22 protein-coding genes, 1 pseudogene and 1 riboswitch are annotated in these 21415 nt (G+C 63.9%); of the genes and pseudogenes, 4 read left to right on the top strand and 19 right to left on the bottom strand.

Going from position 1 to position 21415, the window contains the following annotated elements:
• Positions 1-227: 227 nt before the first annotated feature.
• The 11 genes and pseudogenes from KOM00_RS18045 to yihA form a co-directional block, all read right to left on the bottom strand.
• On the bottom strand, positions 228-1064 hold the full coding sequence (locus tag KOM00_RS18045) for an energy-coupling factor ABC transporter ATP-binding protein (RefSeq protein ID WP_216500356.1): 837 nt from the start codon (positions 1062-1064) through the stop codon (positions 228-230).
• A 25-nt stretch (positions 1065-1089) separates the two neighbouring features.
• Complete coding sequence (gene cbiQ / locus KOM00_RS18040; protein ID WP_216500350.1) at positions 1090-1848, bottom strand: cobalt ECF transporter T component CbiQ; 759 nt, start codon at positions 1846-1848, stop codon at positions 1090-1092.
• Positions 1848-2036: pseudogene (locus KOM00_RS21080) on the bottom strand (cobalt ABC transporter permease); the annotation flags it as partial. The pseudogene KOM00_RS21080 and the gene cbiQ, both read right to left, overlap by 1 nt.
• 97 nt (positions 2037-2133) lie before the next feature.
• A complete protein-coding gene (locus tag KOM00_RS18030; RefSeq protein ID WP_217300721.1) occupies positions 2134-2817 on the bottom strand; it encodes an energy-coupling factor ABC transporter permease in 684 nt (227 codons plus the stop codon).
• A 320-nt stretch (positions 2818-3137) separates the two neighbouring features.
• Complete coding sequence (gene thiC / locus KOM00_RS18025) at positions 3138-4445, bottom strand: phosphomethylpyrimidine synthase ThiC (protein WP_216500348.1); 1308 nt, start codon at positions 4443-4445, stop codon at positions 3138-3140.
• Positions 4442-5830, bottom strand: coding sequence for a cobyrinate a,c-diamide synthase (locus KOM00_RS18020; protein ID WP_216500353.1), 1389 nt, complete (start codon positions 5828-5830; stop codon positions 4442-4444). The genes thiC and KOM00_RS18020 overlap by 4 nt, the downstream gene beginning before the upstream one ends.
• A 17-nt stretch (positions 5831-5847) precedes the next feature.
• On the bottom strand, positions 5848-6444 hold the full coding sequence (locus KOM00_RS18015; RefSeq protein ID WP_216500346.1) for a histidine phosphatase family protein: 597 nt from the start codon (positions 6442-6444) through the stop codon (positions 5848-5850).
• A 55-nt stretch (positions 6445-6499) separates the two neighbouring features.
• Positions 6500-7246 (bottom strand): adenosylcobinamide-GDP ribazoletransferase, encoded by a 747-nt coding sequence (gene cobS, locus KOM00_RS18010; protein ID WP_216500345.1) that lies wholly within the window; start codon positions 7244-7246, stop codon positions 6500-6502.
• Positions 7247-7268: 22 nt separating this feature from the next.
• Positions 7269-8321 (bottom strand): nicotinate-nucleotide--dimethylbenzimidazole phosphoribosyltransferase, encoded by a 1053-nt coding sequence (gene cobT / locus KOM00_RS18005; protein ID WP_216500343.1) that lies wholly within the window; start codon positions 8319-8321, stop codon positions 7269-7271.
• Between the two features lie 45 nt (positions 8322-8366).
• Positions 8367-8888: a bifunctional adenosylcobinamide kinase/adenosylcobinamide-phosphate guanylyltransferase gene (gene cobU / locus KOM00_RS18000; protein WP_216500342.1), complete on the bottom strand. Its 522-nt coding sequence runs from the start codon at positions 8886-8888 to the stop codon at positions 8367-8369.
• 89 nt (positions 8889-8977) lie between these two features.
• A riboswitch (cobalamin riboswitch) is annotated at positions 8978-9158 on the bottom strand.
• Between the two features lie 43 nt (positions 9159-9201).
• Positions 9202-9837, bottom strand: coding sequence for a ribosome biogenesis GTP-binding protein YihA/YsxC (gene yihA / locus KOM00_RS17995; RefSeq protein ID WP_216500341.1), 636 nt, complete (start codon positions 9835-9837; stop codon positions 9202-9204).
• Positions 9838-9985: 148 nt separating this feature from the next.
• On the opposite strand from yihA, the gene KOM00_RS17990 reads away from it, so the two are divergent.
• Positions 9986-10837, top strand: a complete 852-nt coding sequence (locus tag KOM00_RS17990) for an HDOD domain-containing protein (RefSeq protein ID WP_216500340.1) — start codon at positions 9986-9988, stop codon at positions 10835-10837.
• Between the two features lie 3 nt (positions 10838-10840).
• On the opposite strand, the gene KOM00_RS17985 is transcribed toward KOM00_RS17990, so the two are convergent.
• On the bottom strand, positions 10841-11023 hold the full coding sequence (locus KOM00_RS17985; RefSeq protein WP_216500339.1) for a hypothetical protein: 183 nt from the start codon (positions 11021-11023) through the stop codon (positions 10841-10843).
• A gap of 182 nt (positions 11024-11205) precedes the next feature.
• Between KOM00_RS17985 and KOM00_RS17980 the strand changes: the two genes are divergently transcribed.
• From KOM00_RS17980 to glgP, 3 genes are read left to right on the top strand one after another with little or no spacing between them, the layout of a single operon-like run.
• On the top strand, positions 11206-12693 hold the full coding sequence (locus tag KOM00_RS17980; RefSeq protein WP_236027053.1) for a sensor histidine kinase: 1488 nt from the start codon (positions 11206-11208) through the stop codon (positions 12691-12693).
• Positions 12694-12709: 16 nt separating this feature from the next.
• Positions 12710-14077 carry a sigma-54-dependent transcriptional regulator gene (locus KOM00_RS17975; RefSeq protein ID WP_216500338.1) on the top strand — a complete coding sequence of 456 codons (1368 nt, stop codon included), beginning with the start codon at positions 12710-12712 and terminating at the stop codon, positions 14075-14077.
• Positions 14078-14093: 16 nt separating this feature from the next.
• Positions 14094-16646 (top strand): alpha-glucan family phosphorylase, encoded by a 2553-nt coding sequence (glgP, locus tag KOM00_RS17970; protein WP_216500336.1) that lies wholly within the window; start codon positions 14094-14096, stop codon positions 16644-16646.
• A gap of 25 nt (positions 16647-16671) precedes the next feature.
• On the opposite strand, the gene flhB is transcribed toward glgP, so the two are convergent.
• From flhB to fliM, 7 genes are all read right to left on the bottom strand, one after another.
• On the bottom strand, positions 16672-17730 hold the full coding sequence (gene flhB / locus KOM00_RS17965) for a flagellar biosynthesis protein FlhB (RefSeq protein WP_216500334.1): 1059 nt from the start codon (positions 17728-17730) through the stop codon (positions 16672-16674).
• A gap of 9 nt (positions 17731-17739) precedes the next feature.
• Positions 17740-18525 carry a flagellar biosynthetic protein FliR gene (gene fliR, locus KOM00_RS17960; RefSeq protein ID WP_216500332.1) on the bottom strand — a complete coding sequence of 262 codons (786 nt, stop codon included), beginning with the start codon at positions 18523-18525 and terminating at the stop codon, positions 17740-17742.
• Positions 18526-18795 carry a flagellar biosynthesis protein FliQ gene (fliQ, locus tag KOM00_RS17955; RefSeq protein WP_216500330.1) on the bottom strand — a complete coding sequence of 90 codons (270 nt, stop codon included), beginning with the start codon at positions 18793-18795 and terminating at the stop codon, positions 18526-18528. It abuts the gene before it with no gap.
• Positions 18796-18903: 108 nt separating this feature from the next.
• Positions 18904-19647 (bottom strand): flagellar type III secretion system pore protein FliP, encoded by a 744-nt coding sequence (gene fliP, locus KOM00_RS17950; RefSeq protein WP_216500352.1) that lies wholly within the window; start codon positions 19645-19647, stop codon positions 18904-18906.
• An 11-nt stretch (positions 19648-19658) separates the two neighbouring features.
• The gene (fliO, locus tag KOM00_RS17945; RefSeq protein ID WP_216500329.1) at positions 19659-20129 is read right to left on the bottom strand and encodes a flagellar biosynthetic protein FliO; all 471 of its coding nucleotides are present in this window, start codon (positions 20127-20129) and stop codon (positions 19659-19661) included.
• The gene (gene fliN / locus KOM00_RS17940) at positions 20126-20431 is read right to left on the bottom strand and encodes a flagellar motor switch protein FliN (RefSeq protein WP_183350141.1); all 306 of its coding nucleotides are present in this window, start codon (positions 20429-20431) and stop codon (positions 20126-20128) included. Before fliN ends, fliO begins: the two co-directional genes overlap by 4 nt.
• The gene (fliM, locus tag KOM00_RS17935) at positions 20428-21405 is read right to left on the bottom strand and encodes a flagellar motor switch protein FliM (protein ID WP_216500326.1); all 978 of its coding nucleotides are present in this window, start codon (positions 21403-21405) and stop codon (positions 20428-20430) included. Before fliM ends, fliN begins: the two co-directional genes overlap by 4 nt.
• Positions 21406-21415: the final 10 nt, after the last annotated feature.

The following is a 21415-nucleotide window of genomic DNA, read 5'->3' as shown; positions in this document are numbered from 1 at the left end:
GGCCCTTTGCCACACTGAGGTGGCGGACGAAAAATGGCGAACCTTCTCTAGGTACCGGATCGGTACTCGGCGTGAGTCTGGCGCGAATAAGAAAAGGCATCCTCCGTTGAAAGATGCCCTACGAGAAGGTTATCACCTCTCGATCTTTGAAAAGAAACTTGACTAATGGCCACATAAGAAAGGGCGACCGGTGTGGGGTCGCCCTGTGAGGAAGTGCGCTGCAGCAATCATCGTTTTCGGGACATCGCCTCCACCATCTCCCGGCGCGCTTCGCCGATGGTCAAGGGGAGGCGAGTGAAGGGGAGCCCTTCCTCGTGCTTTAGCTGGTAGATCAGCTCCGCGATGTGGGGGAGACGCAGCTTTACGTTGGCCAACTCCTCGGGTGCGGTGAAGACCTCTTCGGGAGCGCCACCACGGACCAGCCGCCCTTTGCTCAGGATGTGGAGCTGGTGCAGGAAAATGGGCACCAAGTCGACGCTGTGGGTCGCCATGACGATGGTCACCCCCTGGTCACGGTTCAACCGAGTCAAAAGCTCCATCATCCGGTACTCGCCCATGGGATCGAGCCCGGCGGTCGGCTCGTCCAGGAGCAGGATCTCATGCCCCATGGCCAGGAGTCCGGCGATGCAGACCCGCTTCTTCTGGCCGTAGCTCAGGTTGTGAATCCCTTTACCGGCGAAGTCGGACATGTCGACGCTCGCCAGGGCGGCCTCGACGCGGCTTTTCACCTCTGCCTCGGCGCACCCCATGTTGCGCGGTCCGAAGGCGGCGTCCTCGAAGACGTTGCTGGCGAAGAGCTGGTCGTCCGGGTTCTGGAACACGAGCCCCACCTTGCGGTAGATGTCGCGCGGGTGCAGGCGGAGCACGTTTTCCCCGTCCAGCAGCACCTCGCCTCGGTACCCCTTGATCAGCCCGTCCATGACCTTCAGCAGCGTGGTCTTTCCGGAACCGTTGGAGCCGAGGATGCCGGCAAACTCGCCGCGAGCGATCTGGAGCTGCAGATCCGACAGGGCCACGGTGCCGTCGGGATATTTATAACTTTCGAGGTTGACGGATATTCTGATCGGGTCCACAGGCGTTCCTTTATTTTTATACAAACCTGAAGAGGGCCATGGCGCTGACGAACAGGAGTGCCGAGCCGACCTCGACCGCCCGCAGCGGCCGATGCACGGACGCGGGCATGGCGCCGTCATAGCCGCGCTGCACCATCGCGGTGGTGATGCTCTGGCTGTTGTCGAAGGCCTTGATCACCAGCACGCCTGCCAGGGTTCCCAGGGAGGAAAGGGCGCGCCGGCACCCCACGTATCCGAGGCGATTCTTCTGGGCGTTGTAGACCACCTGGGCGTCCTCGAGGAGCAGGAACAGGTAGCGCCAGGCGAAGAGCGCCACGTCCACCAGCACCTGTGGCACCTTGAGCCAGGAGAGCGCGGCCATCAGTTCCGTGAAGGGGGTGGAAAAGCCGACCACGGCCAGAAGGGACACACCGCCCAGGATCCGGCCGGCGATGAGGAGCCCGGCGGACAGCCCGTCGCGGTGCGCCACCAGCTCCCAACCGGCTACCCCGGCGCTGAAAAGGGGGACCGATCCGGAAAAAAAGGTCTTCAGCGCCAACACCATGAGGGCGATGAAGAGCGGTTCGGAGAAGCGCAGCACGAGGATGCGCACCGGCGTGCCCAGTTGCAGGCAGAGGGCAAGTCCGGACGCGGCCACCACCAACGGGAAGGCGATTCCCTGCGAGCTCAGCACCATGACCAGCAGGGCCAGGGCGCTCACGAGCTTCACCCGCGCATCGACCGAAGCGAGAGGATGGGCCGCGTGGTGGCGATATGCATTGAAGTGATGGTGCATCAACCTTCCTTCTTGTCCTTACCGGTCAACTGCCGCCAGTAGTAGCCGGCAGCGAACCCGCCCACGACCCCCGCCCCCAGGAAGGCGAACAGGAGCAGGTCGCCGGAGCCGGGATCGATAAGCGGCGCCTTGGCCTCCCGCCCATGCTCCTTGGCGATCTTCTCCACCACGGCCTCGTCCACCCCTTGGTAGGATTTGGGGGCGAGCGAAAAGAAGTAGAAGGCGAACAGCAGCGTCGGCAGCATGACGGTGTGCAGCATAAGTATTTTCCACCTGCGTTTTCTATCAGGCATTGCCGGGAACCTCCTTTTCCGTGATGACCCTCATCTTCAAGAGCAGGTCCGGACGTTTGCGGTACAACAGCGTCACCATCCCCGCCGTGATCACACCCTCAAGGATACCCAGGGGCAACTGGGTAGGAAGGAACGCCAGCACCACTTTGGCGAACAGCGGCCACAGCGGCGACTCACCCCGGATACCGAGGGCAAGGAGGAGCGACGTGGTGGCGTAGGTGGCCCAGTCTGCCACAAGCCCGGCGATAAATCCAGCCACGGCGAGGCTTCCGCCGACCCTGCGCAGGGCCCGGAAGGTGAACCACCCGGCGAAGGAGCCGACCACCCCCATGGAGAGGGTGTTGGCGCCCAGGGTGGAGAGGCCGCCGTGGGCCAGGAACAGCGCCTGGATCAACAGCGACACAGCTGCAATAATCACGCTGACCAGCGGGCCCACCAGTATGGCCGACACCCCCGTGCCGCAGGGGTGCGAGCAGGTTCCGGCGGTAGGCACCGGGATCGGCATGCAGGAGATGATGAAGACCACGGCGGTGAGCAGACCGACCAGCGGCTTCATGGAGAGGTCCTCCCGCGCCAGGGCGTTCAGCCGCCTGATGCCGAGGGCCAGAAACGGCACCAGCACCAGGAACCATGCAAGCGCCCACGGGAAGGGAAGGATCCCCTCCGAGATGTGCATGGCATGGGCCGGGGCAGCGCCCAACAGGGAAAAGGCCAGCACCAGCGCGAACAGCGAACCGGCCCTAAATCCTCCCCAGCTGTGAGAGAAGCTGTCACGAGCGCCAGACGACCGGATAGTCCCCCTCTCCCTCCGGGAAAGGGTCGGGGTGAGGGCTCCGCCATGGCAGGGTTCTTCCTCCGTGACATCTCCCTCACCCGGTCTTCGGCCACCCTCTCCCGGAGGGAGAGGGGATTTCCGGTCCGGAGCGGGTCTGGACACTGATGCAATGTCGGCCCGGAACTGCACCCGTAAATTGGTAGTTCGATGGTGAACCCGTATCAAATCTTGTCCCCGCGCAGGTCTTCGGCGAAGATCTTGCCGGCGCCGCGGGAGGCGCAGAAGTCGCCGCACATGGTGCAGGTCTGCTCGTCCTCGGGGACGCGGCTTTTCCTGATGGCCGCGGCATCCTCGGGAAAGAGGGCGAGCTCGAACTGGCGCTGCCAGTCCAGGTCGCGGCGCGCCTTGCTCATCTCCTTGTCGCGCTCGCGTCCCCGCTCGGGGTATTTATTCATATCGCCGATGTAGGCGGCGATCTTGGCAGCCTTCACACCCATCTGCACGTCCTCCTCGTTGGGAAGGGCCAGGTGCTCGGCCGGGGTGATGTAGCAGATCAGGTCCGCGCCGTAGCGCGATGACTGGGCGGCGCCGATGGCGGCGGTAATGTGGTCGAAACCGGGCGCCACGTCGGTGGAGATGGGGCCGAGCATGTAATAAGGGGCGCCGCCGCTCATCCTTTTTTGCAGCTTGATGTTACCCTCCACCTCGTCCAGCGGCACGTGGCCCGGACCTTCCACCAGCATCTGGCAACCCATGTCGCGGCCGATCTCGGAGAGCTCGCAGTTGATCAGGAGTTCCTGGATCTGGGCGCGGTCGCTGGAGTCGTGGATGGCACCGGCCCTGAGACCGTTACCGAGCGAGAGCACGGTGTCGTAGCGCTTCAGGATCTCCACCACGCGATCGAACTTCTCATAGAGCGGGTTCTCGCGGTTGTTGGCGATCATCCAGGCGGCCATGCTGACCCCCCCCTTGGACACCAGGCCGCCGTAGCGGTACCCCTGCTTCCTCAGGCGCTCCAGGGTGTAGAGGTTGATGCCGCAGTGGACCGCCATGAAGGCCATGCCGTCGGCGCACTGGCGCTCGATGATGTCGAAAAGCATCTCCTCGTCGAGCTTGTTGGGGTCTCCGTACTTCCGGGCCGCCTCGCAGAAGGCCTGGTACAGCGGTACGTTCCCCACCGGCAGATCGACAGCGGCGATCACTTCGCGCCGCACCCGGTCCAGGTCGCCACCCACGGAGAGCTCCATCAGGGTGTCGGCGCCCGCCTGCTGCGCCACCTGCGCCTTGCGCACTTCGGCCTCGTAGTCGATGATGTCCGACGAGGTGCCGATAGAGGCGTTCACCTTGGTGCGCAACCCGGTGCCGATGCCGGCCACCTTCGGCTTCCTGACGTGGTTCCAGGGGATGACGATCTGCCCCGCAGCCACCTTGTCCCGGACGTACTCCGGCGTTACCTGTTCGTCAAAAGCCACCTGGGCCATCTGCGGGGTGACGATCCCCGCGCGCGCCGATTCGATCTGCGTCTTCATGTGAGACTCCTTGTCCGGTATGCCCTGCAGTGTCCCACGAAGTCCCGTGCGATACCCGGCGAGCTGCCGAAGTGTAAATGGATGTAGGAGGCCAGGCAGTTCCGGTAGCGGTACCCTTCCATCCCCAGGTAGGCACCTTTCCTGCTGACCCGATAGAGCCGCTCAACCCCCTCCGGCATCTCCTCCATCTCGGAATAATGAAATTCATGCCCGCGCGCGACGGTTCCCTCCCCGCCGATGATCCCCCTGGAGACCAGCTCGACCTCCCGGTAGCCCAGCGCCTTGCGGCGCGGCAGCATCCGGGTCCGGACCGGAAAAATATCGACGAACGGGATTGTACCCTCGTCCCCGGCTACCCCTTGGGTCAGGTAGATGAAGCCGCCGCACTCGGCGTAGACCGGCATGCCGGATTCGACCGCCTGCAGGAGCGCCTGCTTCATCGGCTCGTTGGCCGCGAGCTTCCCTGCGAAAAGCTCCGGATAGCCTCCCGGAAGGTAGATGCCGCCGATTCCATCGGGCAACCCCGCGTCCTCCAGGGGGGAGAAACGGCAGATTTCGGAGCCGCTTTCTTGAAGCAACCGCAGGTTGTCCGGATAGGCGAAGCAAAATGCGGCATCGCTGGCCACGGCGATCCGCACCGGCTCCGGGGCATCACCCGCCACGGCCTGTGCGAATAACGGTTGCGGCAACGCTGGAAGCTCCTGCTGCTCCATTTCCAGGAGAAGCTCGAGATCGAGATGCCGCTCGATGACCTCGACCAGGTGGTCCAGAAACTCCGGCGAGAGCGGGTTGTCCTCGGCCGTAATGAGCCCCAGGTGGCGCGACGGGATGGCGAGCGCCCCGTCCCTGGGGAGGCAGCCCACTACTGGGACCTCGGGCAGGTGCGCCCCGAGCGCCTCGCGCAGAATCCGCTCGTGGTTCGCGCTCGCCACGTTGTTGAAGATGACCGCCGCAACGCGCACGGCGGGATCGAAGCCGGCAAATCCGCCCACCAGGGCGGCCGCGCTGCGGGCCTGACTTTTAGCGTCCACCACCAGGACGACCGGAGCCGCCAGCTCCTTGGCGACCTGGGCCGTACTCCCGGCATCGGAGACACCGTCGATACCGTCGAAGAGTCCCATCACCCCCTCGATCACGGCGACATCTGCCGACGCCGCGTGCAACGCGAAGGTCTCCCGAAGAAACGTGGGGGCGCACATCCAGCCATCCAGGTTCACGGAGGGGACGCCGGTCACCAGCCGGTGGTAGCCGGGATCGATAAAGTCCGGCCCGACCTTGAACGGCGCCACCTTGAGGCCGCGGCGCAGAAGAGCCGCCATGATCCCGAGGGTCACGGTGGTTTTTCCCGAGCCGCTGTGCGGCGCTGTGATGACCAGGCGCTTCATGCTCAAAGGTGTCTCCGTCAACCGTTGACCAGCTGGACCACGTTGTTGCCATCGGCCCAGTAGTCGATGATGTTCATGGCACAGTACTGCTGGTCGATACTGAAGAAGGAGCCCAACGGCGCCTTGATCGCATCCAGCAGGATGATGCGGTTCACCCCGCCGTGCGCCACCACCAGGACCTCCTCGCCCCGGTGCCGCTCCACGATCTCCCTCAGGGCCGGGAGTACGCGCCCCGCCAGTTCCCCCAGGCTCTCGCCACCGGGCGCGCAGAAGTTTTCCAGGTCCGCCATGCGCGCCGCCCACTCGTCCGGGCGTTGCTCCTGGATCTGGGACACGGAGAGCCCCTCCCAGACGCCGCAATTGAGTTCGCGCAGGGCGGGGACCGTCACCGGCTCCACCCCGAGGTAGGGGCCCAGTATCTCGCCGCCGCGCACGGTCCTTTGCAGGTCGCTGGTGTAGACGGCACTGATCCGGTCCGGGTTCAGGCGCGGTTTCAGCTGGTGGTACATCTCCTCGCCGCGAGGGGTGAGGCGGACGTCGTAGTGGCCGTTGTAGCAGTAGGAGCGCTCCACCTCGCCGTGGCGGATCAGGTGTATCCTCGTTCTTTCGATCATGGCTTCTCCTGTACAACCTGCGCCAGGGGGACAGGCACCTGCGGAGCCGATCCCCTCATCCCATCCGGCGCAAGAGCGCCAGCAGGAACAACAGGCAGAATATCTCGTTCATTTCGCTGGCAAAGCCGATCACGTCGCCGGTCACGCCACCAAGCCTTCTGTGCGCCCACCCCTTGATGCCAAGGGTGAGGAAGAACAGGAGCAACAGGGCGACCAGGCCGGCAAGGTGGAGCAACACCCCCGCAACCGCAACGGTGCAGGCGCCGGCAAGGACCAGTTGCAGCGTCCCCCCCCCGCCGACGAAGGCGTGCCCCAGCCCGTCCTTGCGGGCGCGCTGAGAACCGACCGTCATCTGCACCTGGGCGAAACGCGCGGCCATCGGGAAGAAGAGGAGCGCTTCCCGCTTGTACGCGTCAGGGAGCGCGAGCAGCGCCTGGTACTTGAGGAGCAGCCCCAGCACGAGGCCCACCGCCCCCACGGCCCCAACCCTGGAATCCTTCATGATCTCCAGGAAGCGTTCGCGGGAGCCGCGCGCGGCCAGCCCGTCGCAGACATCCGAGAGGCCGTCCAGGTGCAGCGCGCCGGTGACCACGCTCAAGAGGGTAACCAGCACCAGGTCGGCCACGGAGCGGGGCAGAAGCGGCGCCAGCAGGAAGTCGGTCCCCGCCAGGAGCGCCCCGATGGCGAGCCCCACCAGCGGGAACAGGGCCATGGAGCGCCCCAGGTCCTTCTCCTCGCAGCGCACCGAGACCGGTAGCGGCACGATGGTCAGGAACTGGAAGGCGATGATGAAAAGCCTCATGCGGTTACCTCGCCCCCACCCATCAGGAGGAGGCCACCCCGGCCTCTTCGAAGGTAGCCATCTCCTTGAGGATCTTGACGCCTGCCTCGATGAGTCCCATGGCGAGCGCGGCGCCGGTCCCCTCCCCCAGGCGCAGCTGCAGGTCGAGCAGCGGCTTGACGCCGATGCGCTCCAGCATCATCTGGTGCCCGATCTCCACCGAGGTGTGCGCGGTGAAGATGTAGTCGCGCACGGAGGGATGTATCTCGGAGGCGATCAGCGCGCCCGCGGTGGAGATGAAGCCGTCTACCACCACCGGAATGCGGTTGGCGGCGGCGCCCAGCACCAGTCCGGCGATGCCGGCGATCTCCAGCCCGCCCACCTTGGTGAGCACGTCCAGCGGGTCCTGCGGCTCGGGACGGTTCAAGTCGAGGCCGGCCTGGATCACCTTGATCTTGTTCTCGAGGGCCTCGTCGCCGATGCCGGTGCCGCGGTGGGTGACCTCCCGGACGGTGCAGCCGGCGATGGCGGCGATGATGGCGGAGGAGGGGCTGGTGTTGCCGATCCCCATCTCGCCGGTGCCGACCATGGCGATCCCTTCCTTTTTGGCCTCATCGGCGAGCGCGATGCCGACCTCGATGGCTGCCACCGCCTCCTCGCGGGTCATGGCGCTACCCTTGGCGAAGTTGCGGGTTCCCTTGGCCACCTTGCGGATGATGAGTCCCGGCGCCGGCTCGAAGTCGTAGTCGACGCCCACGTCGACCACGCGCACCTCGGCGCCGCTGTGGCGGGCGAGCACGTTGACCCCGGCGCCGCCGCGCAGGAAGTTGAGCACCATCTGCGGGGTGACTTCCTTGGGGAACAGGGAGACACCTTCCTCGACGATGCCGTGGTCGCCGGCGAAGGTGAAGATGACCTTCTTGGCGGTGTCGGGGGCGAGGTCGCCGGTGATGGCAGCGAAGCGGCGGCCGACCTCCTCCAGGCGTCCCAGCGAGCCGAGCGGCTTGGTCTTGTTATCGAGTTTGGCCTGGGCCTTGGCGAGCATCGCCTCGTCCACGGGCTGGATCTTGGCGAGGGTTGTTTCCAGAAGTTGCATCGGTTCCTCCTTGAATTTCATGGCATTTCACATGTCATGGCATTATCACTTCAGCCTGAGCGGCAATCCTGAAATGGTGACGTAGACCTCGTCGGCGGCGGCGGCGATCAACTCGTTGGCTTCGCCGGCGAGATCCCGGAAGCTGCGGGAGAGAGGATGCTCGGGGACGATCCCCATCCCGACCTCGTTGGTGACGATGATGAGCGGGGTTTGGAGCGAGGCGAAGCTCCCGGCGAAGCTTGCCACTTGGGCCAGGGCCTCGCCGGCCCCGCCCGGACACCGGAAGAGGAGGTTGGAGATCCAGAGGGTGACGCAGTCGAGCAGCATCACGTTAAAGCGCCCCTCGTGGCTGCGGATCGCCTCCGCCACCTCGAGCGGTTCCTCGACGGTCTGCCACTCCGGGCCGCGCCGCCCCTGGTGCCGGGCGATGCGGTCCGCCATCTCGGCGTCGCCAGGCTCGCCGGTGGCGAGGTAGCCCCGCAGCGGGGCGTATGCCTCGGCCAGCCCCTCGGCGAAACGGCTCTTACCGCTGCGGGCACCACCGGTGACCAGGACCACTTTGGACATAAAAAAACCCCCCTTCCCATGACGGAAGGCGGGTCAAAAACGCACTACAGGTGCGGTTCCGGCTTTAGCCCCTCTGCCACGGAGGTTCCAACAAGCTTCTCATCCTGGCAGGTTTCCTGACTCACGGGTCGTCTTACTCGCCGCGCCTTCCCGATGCGATCAGTGGCGTTGTTGCGGCTTTCATCTCCGTTCACAGTTGCGGGACAGCGAGGGATTCACACCCTCTTCCCTTTTAACCCCTCTCGGGGCACCAAGACGAACGTCTATGTATTTTTTACAGCGACGTGTTTACTAACAGACGCCGCGGTGAAAGTCAATCCCTAACGGGCGCCGCTTCCTCCGCAAATTCGCCGCTTTCCCCCTCCGCGGGGGCGAGGGCCGCGTCGATGCGGGCCCAGACGGCGTCCTTTCCTTCCTTGTTGAGGGCGGAGAAAAAGGTGAGGTCCTGCTTGTCGACGGCCAGGGTGGCGCAGATCACGGCGGTCTGCCGGGCGCGCTCGTTCTTGGAGAGCTTGTCGCACTTGGTGACCACGATGATGGGGGCGATGGAATAGGCACGCAGCCAGGCGAGCATCTGCAGGTCGTCGTCGTTGGGGACCCGGCGGATATCCAGGATCAGCACCACCCCGCGCAGGTTCTTCCTCTTGGCGAGGTAGGTCTCCATCATGGGGCGCCAGTCCTTCTTCACCGCCAGCGGCACCTTGGCGTAGCCGTAACCGGGGAGGTCGACCAGCATGAAGTCGTCGTTTACCTGGAAGAAGTTGATCAGCTGCGTGCGGCCGGGGGTGGAACTGGTGCGCACCAGGTTCTTCCGGTTCACCAGCACGTTGACCAATGAAGACTTGCCGACGTTCGAGCGCCCGGCGAAGGCGATCTCGGGGAGGTTCCCCTCAGGGTAGTGCGCCGGACGGGTCGCGCTTTTAATGAATTCCGTGTTCTTTACGATCAAAGTGAAACCTTATTCCTTTTTTTCCGGGCAGTATAGACCGCACGGCGCCCCCTTTCAATCATTAAATCCGAGCTTGCCTAAAGGAAACGTTTTGGTATATTTTTGAACCTGACCTAAACCGCCCCTCACCAACGGAAGGATCAAAGGCATGAATAAAGAACTCGAGACTGCGATCATGACCGCAGCGGACCTGCCCACCATTCCCATCGTTGCCATCAAGGTGATGGAGCTCATCGAAAGCGAGAACGCCACGGCCGAAGAACTCGCCAAGATCGTCTCGTCCGACCCGGCCGTCGCGGCGCGGGTCCTCAAAATATCAAACTCCTCCTTTTACGGCTGCCGTAGACAGATCCAGACCCTCTCCAGCGCCATCGTCGTCCTCGGTTTCAGCACCCTGAGAAGCCTCGTGGTGGCCGCATCGGTGAAGCAGGTCTACAAGCCCTACGGCCTGACCGAGAAGATGCTCTGGGAGCACTCCTTCGCAGCCGGGCTCGCCGCCAGGATCATCGCCAGACGCACCCGCGCCGCCAACGAGGAGGAAGCCTTCCTAGCCGGGCTGTTCCACGACATCGGCAAGATCATCATGAACACCCTGGACCGGGACAAGTTCCAGGAGGTGATGCAGCACTGTTACAACGAGGGGATTACCTTCGGGCAGGCGGAGAAGGGGGTCTACCCCTTCACCCATGACGAGGTGGGAGCGTACGTGATCAAGAAGTGGAACTTCCCCGAGATCCTGACCACGGCGATCCTGCAGCACCACCAGTTGGACTTCAGCGATCTGGACGACCCCGCACTGGTCAACCTGACCGCGGTGACCTCGCTGGCCGACCAGTTCTGCCTCAAGCTCGGCATAGGGGTCAGGGAACCCCGGGAAGACATGGACATCGCCGCCTCCAAGGCGGGCCAGATGCTGAAGATCACGGAAGAGAACGCGGCCGAGATGCTGGAGGTCTTCGACAAGGCCTTCGCCGAGGACAAGGCCCTTTTCACCAGCTAGCGGCTATTCGGAGGCACCCTCGGCTTCGGCTTTTTCGAGCAGCTTCTTGGCCTCTTCGGATATACTGACGCTGTCGACCGGCTCCGACTTCTGGGCCGACTTGCCGCGCCTGCGCTGATGTTCCTGCCCCCCGGCGTCCGGGTCGACCCTGAGCCCCCCCGAAATCCTGTCGACGCTGTAGCTCATGCCTCCTCCCATCGCTGCTGGTCATGGCGCATATCAACGACCGGCATCTTAGCAGCAAGCTCAAGTTAATGGAAGACAATTAATTCAACAAACCGGCGCCCCGTTAGATCTGCCTTGTCTAGCCAGGGGCGCTGCTGTATACTTGCAAGCTTAGTGAAAACTCATAGAACGGAAAGAACATCATGAAACTGAACACGAAGCTGGTGATGATCATGCTCACCATGCTGGTAGTCGCCACGCTGATCCTCTTCGTCCTGAACCAGTTCAGCCAGAATGACCTGGTTCAGGAGATCCAGGAGAGCTCCACCGTGGTTTCCAAGGCCATTCAGCTGAGCGTGGAGGACCTGACCTCGGAAGAGGAATCGACCCGCCTTTCGGAGTACCTCAGCCAGGCCAAAAACAAGGGCGTCAACGAGATCAACATCATCAACAACGAAGGGGAGATCATCAACTCCTCCGACCCGGCCCAGGTCGGCAAGAAGCGTGAGATCAAGAAGCTCGAGAAGGGGCTCAAGGCGTCGCGCCGCGGCGGGGGGGGCAGCAGCAGCTCGCTCAAGCACTACGACCTGGTGGTACCGGTCATCGTGGGCGACGAGCAGTTGGGCTACGTGCAGATCAACCTTCTTTTGGACAATATCCGCGACATCCAGCACGCCAACTTCGTCCGGCGCCTTTCCGCGACGGTCCTGGTCTTCATGGGTGGCATGATACTGATCATCTTCCTGGCGCGCCGCTACACCAGCCCGATCCACCGCCTGGCTACCGGGGTCAACAACGTCTCCGCCGGCGACCTGAGCGTCACCTTCGAGGCGGAAAGCGGCGACGAGATAGGCGAGCTTGCCGAGAACCTGAACGAGATGGTGAAGAAGCTCAAGGAGAAGGAGCAGTTGGAGAAGCGGCTCTACGAGGCGGAGCACCTCTCCAAGGTGGGACAGCTGGCGGCGGGGATCGCCCACGAGATCAGGAACCCGCTCAACTACATAAGCCTCGCCATCGACCACCTGAAAAGCGAGCTGCTCCCCACCTGCCCGGAGAAGGGGGGCGAGCTCGTGGCCATCGCGGACAACATCAAGGAAGAGGTGCGCAAGGCCAACTACATGGTGCTCAACTTCATGAACTACGGCCGGCCGCTCAAGCTCAAGCTGCAGCGGGTGAGCTACCCCGACCTGGCCGACAAGGCGATCCACATCATGCAGGACCGGCTCACCGAAAGGAACATGCAGGTGGTGCGAGAGATCCCCGAGGACCTGCCGGCCATGCAGATCGACCCGGAGCTGATGCGTAACTGCCTGTGCAACTTCATAAGCAACAGCATGCAGGCCATGACCGACGGCGGCACCATCACCCTGGGCGCCTCCGTGGACCCGGAAACCGGGGAATGCCGGCTGAGCTTCAGCGACAACGGCGTGGGCATCGAGGAGCAGGACCTGGAGAAGGTGTTCCAGCCCTACTTCACCACCCGGGAAGCGGGGATCGGCCTGGGGCTGGCCATCACCGAACGGATCGTCAAGGAGCACGGCGGGCGCATCACGGTGCAAAGCCGCAAGGGGGAAGGCACCACCTTCACGGTGATCCTTCCCGCGGGGGCGCTGGCCCCGGCTCGCAGCGAACAACACGGGCGGCAGGCGTCGCTCGCAGCGGCAGGCCCGAACCAGGCAGCGGAAAACTAGGAGATTTGGAGTGGCAATGAGCGGCAGCATCCTGATAGTAGACGACGAGAAAGGGCAGCGCGACATCCTGACCGCCATCCTGTCCAAGAAGGGGTACCGGATCACCTCCGTCCCCAGCGGCGAGGAGGCGCTCCAGGAACTGGAGCGTGCCGAGTACGACCTCCTGCTCACCGACCTGAAGATGCAGGGTATCTCCGGGATGGAGCTGATGGAGCGGGTGCTGGGCGACAACCCGTCCCAGTGCGTGGTCATGATGACCGCCCACGGCACCATCGATTCCGCGGTCGAGGCGATGAAGAAGGGGGCCTTCGACTACCTGGAGAAGCCGCTGGAGCGGGAGGACCTGATCCTCACCGTGCAGCGCGCCTTCGAGCGCATCATGCTCCTCAAGGAAAACCGGGTGCTGCACAAGAAGCTGGCCGAGACCAGGACGCTCCCCAACATGATCGGGGAGCACCCGAAGATGATGGAGGTGGCGCGCATCATCCACAAGATCGCCCCGACCTCCACCACGGTGCTCATCTACGGGGAATCCGGCACCGGCAAGGAGCTGGTGGCCCGCGCCATCCACGACGGCAGCCCGCGCAGGGACAAGGCCTTCTTCGCCATCAACTGCGCCGCCATCCCCGATGCCCTCATCGAGAGCGAGCTCTTCGGGCACGAGAAGGGGTCCTTCACCGGCGCGGGAAGCCGGGAGATCGGCATCTTCGAGGCGGCGGACGGGGGAACGGTCTTCCTGGACGAGGTCGGCGAGATGAACGTCTCCATGCAGGCGAAGCTGTTGCGCGCCATCCAGGAGAAGGAGATCCGCCGGGTCGGGGGGAAGATGAACATCCCGGTGGATGTGAGGATCATCTCCGCCACCAACAAGGACCTGGAGCAGGAAACCAAGCGGGGGAACTTCCGCGAGGACCTCTTCTACCGGCTGAACGTGATCCGCATCACCCTGCCGCCGCTTCGGGAGCGGGGCAACGACATCGTCACCCTGGCCAACTTCTTCCTGAAGAAGTACAGCCAGGCCTCCGGCATCTCGGTCAAGGGTATCGGCAAGCCGGCGCTCAAGATCCTCCTGGACTACGGCTGGCCCGGCAACGTGCGCCAGCTCGAATCGGTGATCGAGCGCGGCGTGCTCATGGCGGAAAGCGAGTACATTCAGCCCGAGGACCTGCCGGCCGAGGTGCACCACGACGCCTCTTTGACCGGCTCCCTCCCCTTCGACTTCCCCGCCGAGGGGATCTCCATCGACAACCTGGAACGCGACCTCATCACCAAGGCGATGCAAAGGGCCGACTGGGTCATCGCCAAAGCGGCACCACTTCTCGGCATGAGCTACAAGACGCTACAATACCGGCTGGAGAAGTTCGGTATAGGGAGGCCGGAGTAAGTAGCGAGGAGGCGGTATGAACCTCTTCTCGACGCTGCACCGCTTCACCGTTGTCCCCTCGCTCCCCAAGGAGCTCTCCGGGCTGCAACGGATCGCATACAACCTCTGGTGGACCTGGGAGCCGGAGGCCATCGGACTTTTCAAACGCCTCGACCCGGAACTGTGGCGGGCGACGCGCCACAACCCCCTGGAGATGCTGGGGTGCCTGCAGCAGGCAACCTACGACAGCCTCATGCTGGACGAGGGGTTCATGTCGCACCTGGCCCAGGTGGAGGAGAGGCTGGACGAGTACCTTGCCTCGCGCACCTGGTACGAGCGGCACGGCACCCCCCGGGCGCGCATCGCCTACTTCTCCATGGAGTTCGGGCTGCACGAGTCGCTCCCCATCTACTCGGGAGGGCTCGGCATCCTGGCCGGCGACCACCTGAAGTCGGCCAGCGACCTCGGGCTGCCGCTGGTCGGGGTGGGGCTTTTGTACCGCCAGGGGTACTTCCGGCAGCACCTGAACTTCGAGGGGTGGCAGCAGGAGATCTACCCGGAGAACGATTTCTACAACCTGCCGCTCAACCTGGAGCGGGACGTCGAGGGGAACCCGCTAACCCTGGAGCTGGAGTTTCCCGGCAGGAACGTCCGGGTGCAGATCTGGCGGGTCCAGGTGGGGCGGGTGCGACTCTACCTTTTGGACAGCAACCTCGAGGAGAACGCACCGGTAGACCGCGAGATCACCACGAGGCTCTACGGCGGCGACCAGGAGATGCGCATCAGGCAGGAGATCGTCCTGGGGATAGGCGGCATCCGCGCGCTGCGGCTTCTGGGGATCGAGCCCAACGTCTGCCACATGAACGAGGGGCACGCCGCCTTCCTCGCCCTGGAACGGATCCGGATCCTCATGGAGGAGCGCTCGCTCAGTTTCCGCGAGGCCATGGAGGCGGTCCGCGGCGGCAACGTCTTCACCACCCACACCCCGGTCGAGGCGGGCATCGACCACTTCCCCGCCGATCTCCTGGAGCGCTACCTGGGGTACTACTACCGCCACCTCGGGCTGTCCCGCGACCAGTTTCTCGCCCTGGGGATGCAGAACCACGGCCGCAGCAACGAGAACTTCTGCATGGCGGTCCTGGCCATGAAGCTCTCGCTGCACTCAAACGGCGTGAGCGAGCTGCACGGCATGGTATCGCGCCGCATGTGGGCCGACGTCTGGCCCGACCTTCCCGAAGAACAACTCCCCCTCACCTACGTCACCAACGGCGTGCACCAGAAGAGCTGGCTCTCCGAGGAGATGAGCGGCCTCTTGATCAGGTACCTCGGCACGCGCTGGCTCGAGCAGAGCGACGACGCGCTCTGGCGCAAGGTCTCCCGCATCCCGGACGCCGAGCTTTGGCGCACACACCGCCGCGGCACCGAGCGCCTGGTGGACTACGCCCGGACAAGCCTCAGGGCGCAGCTGCAGAAGCTGGACGCGGGGACCAAGGAGATCGACCGTGCCGGCGACGTGCTCGACCCGGAGATGCTCACCATCGGTTTCGCGCGCCGCTTCGCCACCTACAAGCGCGGCACGCTCCTGTTGCACGACAAGGAGCGGCTGGAGCGGATCCTTAACCACCCGGAGCACCCCGTGCAGATCGTTTTCGCCGGCAAGGCGCACCCCGCCGACCACCAGGGGAAGGAGCTGATCCGCCAGATCGTGCAGCTCGCGCAGCAGGAGAAGTTCCGGCGCCGCATCGTGTTCCTGGAGGACTACGACATCTCGGTGGCGCGCCGCCTGGTGCAGGGGGTGGACGTGTGGCTGAACACCCCGCTCAGGCCCCAGGAGGCAAGCGGCACCAGCGGCATGAAGGTCGCATTCAACGGCGGGCTCAACCTGAGCATCCTGGACGGCTGGTGGTGCGAGGGGTACCGGGGGAACAACGGCTGGGCCATCGGCAGGGGCGAGGTGTACGACGACCTCGCCTACCAGAACGAGGTGGAGAGCAGGGCCATCTACGACCTTTTGGAGAAGGAGATCGTCCCCCTGTTCTACAACCGCGGCAGCGACGGCGTGCCGCGGGGGTGGACCGCCTTCATGAAGGCGTCGATGCAGACCCTCTGCCCGGTCTTTTCCACGGACCGGATGGTGCAGGAGTACGCCCGGCGCTGCTACCTCCCCGCCTTCGAGAACTGGGAGCGGCTGAACCGCGACGACCTGAGGCTCGCCGTGGAACTGGCGCGCTGGAAGGAGCGGCTGCACGGCGTGTGGGGGGGACTTGCCATCGTTGCGGTCCAGGCCGAGTGCGAGCGGGAGGTGACGGTGGGGCAGAAGCTCCCCATCACGGTGCAGATCACGCCGGGCGAGGTGCCGCTCTCCGAGATCGCGGTCGAGGTCTATTTCGGGGTGCTGGATTCGCGCGGTGCCATCATGGGCGGGGAGGTGGTGCCGCTTGCCCCCGCCCCTGATCCGGACAAGGTGGGCCACTTCGGCGGCGAGCTGGAATGCCGCTTCTGCGGGCGGCACGGCTTTTTGCTGAGGGTCATGCCGCGGCACCCGGAACTGGGGACCGTGTACGACCCCGGGCTGATCCTGTGGGGCTGATCCTGTGGGGGGTGAGGCGCGCGCCTCACCTCCTCTTCAGGCTGTACACGTAGGCGAGGATCTCGGCGACGGCGGCGAAAAGCCCTTCCGGGATCTCGTACCCCTCCTCCACCTGGGCGTAGAGCTCTCGGGCCAGGAAGCGGTTCTCCACCAGGGTCACGTTGTTTTCCCGCGCCACGATCTTCATCTGCAGCGCCATCTGGTCCACCCCCTTGAAGAGCACCACCGGCGCCGACATCTTGAAGCGGTCGTACTTGAGCGCCACGGCGTAGTGGGTCGGGTTGGTGACCACCACGTCCGCGGTGGGGATGATCTGCCGCATGCGCCGGCGCGCCATCTGGAAGGCCTTCTGGCGCTGCTTCCCCTTGATGGCCGGGTCCCCCTCGCTGTTCTTGTTCTCGTCCTTCACCTCCTGCTTGGTCATCTTCAGGTTGTCCAGGAAGCGCCACTTGACGAAGGCAAGGTCGAGCACCGCCAGGATGATCAAAACCCCGCAGGTGTGCAAAACGATCTTGAAGGCGATGTGGCCGATGAACTGCAGGATGCCCTGCAGGTCCTGGTCCACCAGGAAGATGATCCCCTCCATCTCCTCGGTCAGGATCTTGTAGGCCATGTACCCGACGATTCCCATCTTCAGGAAGGACTTGGTGACCTCGAAGAGCGAGTCCTTGTTGAAGAGCCTCCCCACCCCCTGCACGGGGTTGAGTCGTCCCAGGTCGAACTTGAGCTTCTCCGAACTAAGGTTCACCCCTCCCTGGCTGATCTCGACCCCAAGGCCCGCGATCAGGCAGACCAGGAGAAACGGCGTCAGCATGATGGCCAGGTTGGCGAATTCCTTGATCATCAGTTGGTGCACGCCGGCGGGGGTGATCTCGATGGTGGCGAGCCCCCCGAAGATGTCCTTCATGGTCCCCTGCAGGGTCTTCAACATGATCCCGGAACTGGCGTAGAGCGCCACCATGGCCGCGATCAGGGTGACCGCCGAGGTCATCTCGCGGCTGCGCGGTACGTTCCCCTTGCTCTTGGCATCGGAGATCTTTTTTCCGGTAGGTTTTTCTGTTTTGGAATGTTTGTCGTCGGACATGGCGAGGCCCTAGGCGAGCAGCTTGAACAGGGAGTGCATCTGCTCCACGAAGCCGCCGAAGCTCCCGTTGAGGACGCGCATGAACACCGGCAGCGAGATCCCCAGGATCAGGAAGCCGATGCCGATGTTGAGCGGCATGCTGACCATGAAGACGTTCATGGCCGGGAAGCTGCGTGCCACGATCCCCAGCGCCACGGTGGTGGCCAGAAGGGCCACCGAGACCGGCGCCGCCAGCTTGAGCGCGATGACGAACATGCCGGTGCTGCTCTGCACCAGGAACTTCAGGAGGCCGCCGCTTACGTGCCAGGCCCCCAAGGGTATCACCTGGTAGCTCTCCACGATCCCCTTGATGAAGAAATGGTGCACGTCGAGCGCGAGGAAGATGAGGGTGGCCAGCACCCCCTCGAAGATCGCCATGGTGGGGACGTTGTTCTGGGTGGTGGGGTCGAACTGGGCAGCGATGGAGATCCCCATCTGGGTCCCCACCAGCTGGCCGCTGAACTCGACGGCGGCGAACACGAACTGCGAGATCGCCCCCAGGGTGAGCCCGATCAGCGTCTCGCGCAGCACCAGGAGCATCAGGGAGAGGGAGTCGTCCGCGGCGGGGACCCCCTTCAGCCGGATCACGGGGAAGATGAGCAACGCCATGGCGAAGATGAGCACCACCTTGACGCGGTTGGGAACCAGGCGGGCGCCGAACATCGGGATGGCCATGAACAGTCCCGCGACCCGGGCCAGGACCAGGGCGAAGGGGATCAGGTCGGCCAGGGCCTTGAGCGGGAGGGAGTCGAGCACCTAGTGCCTCATGTTGGCGATCATGCCGTAGATCTCGTGGGTGAAGTCGCTCATGTACATCATCATCCAGGGGAAGAAGATGACCATGGCCACCATCACCGCGATGATCTTGGGCGCGAAGGCGAGGGTCGCCTCGTTGATCGAGGTGACCGCCTGGAAGATGCTGACCAGAAGGCCCACCACCAGGGCGCAGATGAGCAAGGGAGCCGAGAGGAGGATCACCGCCTCGAAGCTCCGTCTGCCGAGTTGGACTACCATTTCGGGGGTCATATCTGAGACTCCAGGTTGAGGTTAAGAGAGAATAGCTCCCATGGGAAAGGGGGCGAGGTAAGGTCGGTTTTGCCTTTGCTCAACCTCAACCTTAACCTCAACCTGCTTTTACCCGAAGCTCTTCACCAGCGAGCCGATCACCAGCCCCCAGCCGTCCACCAGCACGAAGAGGAGGATCTTGAAGGGAAGCGAGATCATCACCGGCGGCAGCATCATCATACCCATCGACATGAGCACCGAGGCGACCACCATGTCCAGCACGAGGAACGGGATGAAGATCAAAAAGCCGATCTGGAAGGCGGTCTTCAGTTCGCTCACCATGTAGGCCGGGATCAGCGTCATGGTCGGGATGTCGTCGGCGTTGCGCGGCCTTGGGAGCTTGGAGAGGTTGATGAAGAGGGCCAGGTCCTTCTCGCGCACCTGCGAGAGCATGAACTTGCGCAAGGGGGCCACGCCGCGCTTCAGGGCCTCCTCCTGGGAGATGGTCTGCGCCTTGTACGGCTGCAGCGCCTGGGTGTTCACCTGCTGCCATACCGGCGCCATGATGAAGAAGGTAAGGAACAGCGACAGCCCCACCACGATCTGGTTCGACGGGGCCTGCTGGGTCCCCAGCGCCGACCGGAGGAAGGAGAGCACCACGACGATGCGGGTGAAGGAGGTGGTCATCATCAGGAGGCTGGGCGCCAGCGAGATGATGGTCATCACGAAGAAGATCTGCAGCACCACGGAGACGTCGGCCGGCTTGCTCACCTTGCCGACCCCCAAGCTCACCGTGGGCAGGGAGAGCGGCTCCGCGCCCGCGGTCGCCGCCAGTATCAGGGATAGAGCCACCAGGAGCAGCGCCCCCAGCATCTTTTTATGTTTCACGCAAACCCACCGCTTTTGCCGAGCTGCCCAAGCGGCGCCTCCTTACGGGGGAGGCCACCGGCCAGGGCCTCCAGCTTCTTCTTGAGCCGGGTAGGTATCAGGGCCGCCGCACCTTTTTCCTCGACCACCTCGATCTCCTCCAGCATCTCCACCTGCTTTATCAGGCTCACCCCTTCGCCGCTGTTGGAGAGGAGCAGGTACTCGCCCCCCACCTCGACCAGCATCAGCGATTTCTTGGGGGCCAGGTGCTTGGTCTCCACCACCCGGATGTACCCCGCGGAGTTCCCCTGCGGCATCTTCATGAGCCGGCCGGCCAGGTAGTAGAGGATCAGGATGATGCCGATCACGAGGATCAGCGAGCCGACCATCTGCGCCAGGCTCCCCAGGAGGTCGGGGCCGCCGGTATCGGCATGCGCCGCCGCCGGGAGGAGCAGCGTCGCCGTTGTCACCGCCGCGAGCTTTCTCATAGCACCTTGTCCACCCTTTCATTGGGGCTCACGATGTCCAGGAGCCTGATGCCGAACTTGTCGTTCACCACCACCGCCTCGCCGCGCGCCACCAGTTTGGAGTTCACGAAGACATCCAACGGCTCGCCCGCGAGCTTGGTCAGCTCCACCACCGACCCCTGGTTCAGCTGCAAGACGTCCCGCACCAGGAGCTTGGTCCTCCCCAGCTCGACCGTGAGCTGCAGCGGGATGTCCATGATGAAGTCCAGGTTCTTCGGCTGCGGAACTTCCTTCTGTTCGTCCAAAGCGAGTTTTTCGCTCAATCTTCACCTCCAGTCAGGGAGCGGGTGATCTGTACCGCCTTGTTTCCGCCGCTTACCCCGGCAATGCCCATAAACTTCTTCGTTCCGCCCACCTTGACCACCAGTTCGTCCTTGCCGCTTGAGTCGAGCATGATCACGTCCCCGGGGGTGAGCCCCAGCAGGTCCGCCAGCGATATGGTCGCTCCCCCCATCTCCACCGACATGTCCATGGGCGCACCCATGAGCTCCTCGGAGAGACGGTAGGACCAGAGCGGGTCCACCACCATCATGTCCATCTGCACGCCGCGCTTCAGCTTGTCGCGGATCGGCTCGATGGTCAGAAACGGGATGGCCAGGATCATGTTGCCCACGGTCTCCTCGATCTGGATCTTCATGCTCATGGTGACCACCTGGTACTCGGGGGGGACGATGTTGACCAGGCGCGGGTTCATCTCCAGGCGCAAAAGGTTCATGCTGGCCGGGCAGAGCGGCGCCCAGGCACGCTCCAGGTCGGCCAGGGCGTCCTTCACGATCTTCTCCACGAGGCGGAGCTCGATGGAGGTGAAGAGCCGGTTCATCCCCTGCCCGGACGGCACCCCCGAGCCCCCCAGGATGCTGTCCACGATGGTGAACACCAGGGTGCTGTCGAAGGCGATGAGAGCCGCCCCCTTCAACGGGTCCATCTTGTAGATCGCCATACAGACCGGCGAAGGGAGCACACTCAGGAAGTCCCCGAACTTGTAGGGAACCGCCTCCTCCTTCTTGATGTCCACCATCCGCCCCAGCCGGTTCGACATGGTGACCCGGTTGTAGCGGATGAAACCGTCGTAGACGATGTCCAGGTTCGGGATGGCGCGGTGGGCCTCGATGTCGAGCAGGTCGAACTGCTGCGCCTGAGGCCCTTCCTTGGCCAGCTCGTTATCCGGGATCAGACTCCCGTCGAAAACGGCCGCCACCAGGGCGTCGATCTCTTCCTTGGTAAGGAATTTTTCCATCGATGGCACC

The sequence above is a fragment of the Geomonas diazotrophica genome, assembly GCF_018919385.1.
GTDB classification, from domain to species: domain Bacteria; phylum Desulfobacterota; class Desulfuromonadia; order Geobacterales; family Geobacteraceae; genus Geomonas; species Geomonas diazotrophica.
The sequence above is the reverse complement of the archived record's forward strand: the minus strand, read 5'-3'. Positions and strand labels throughout refer to the sequence as shown.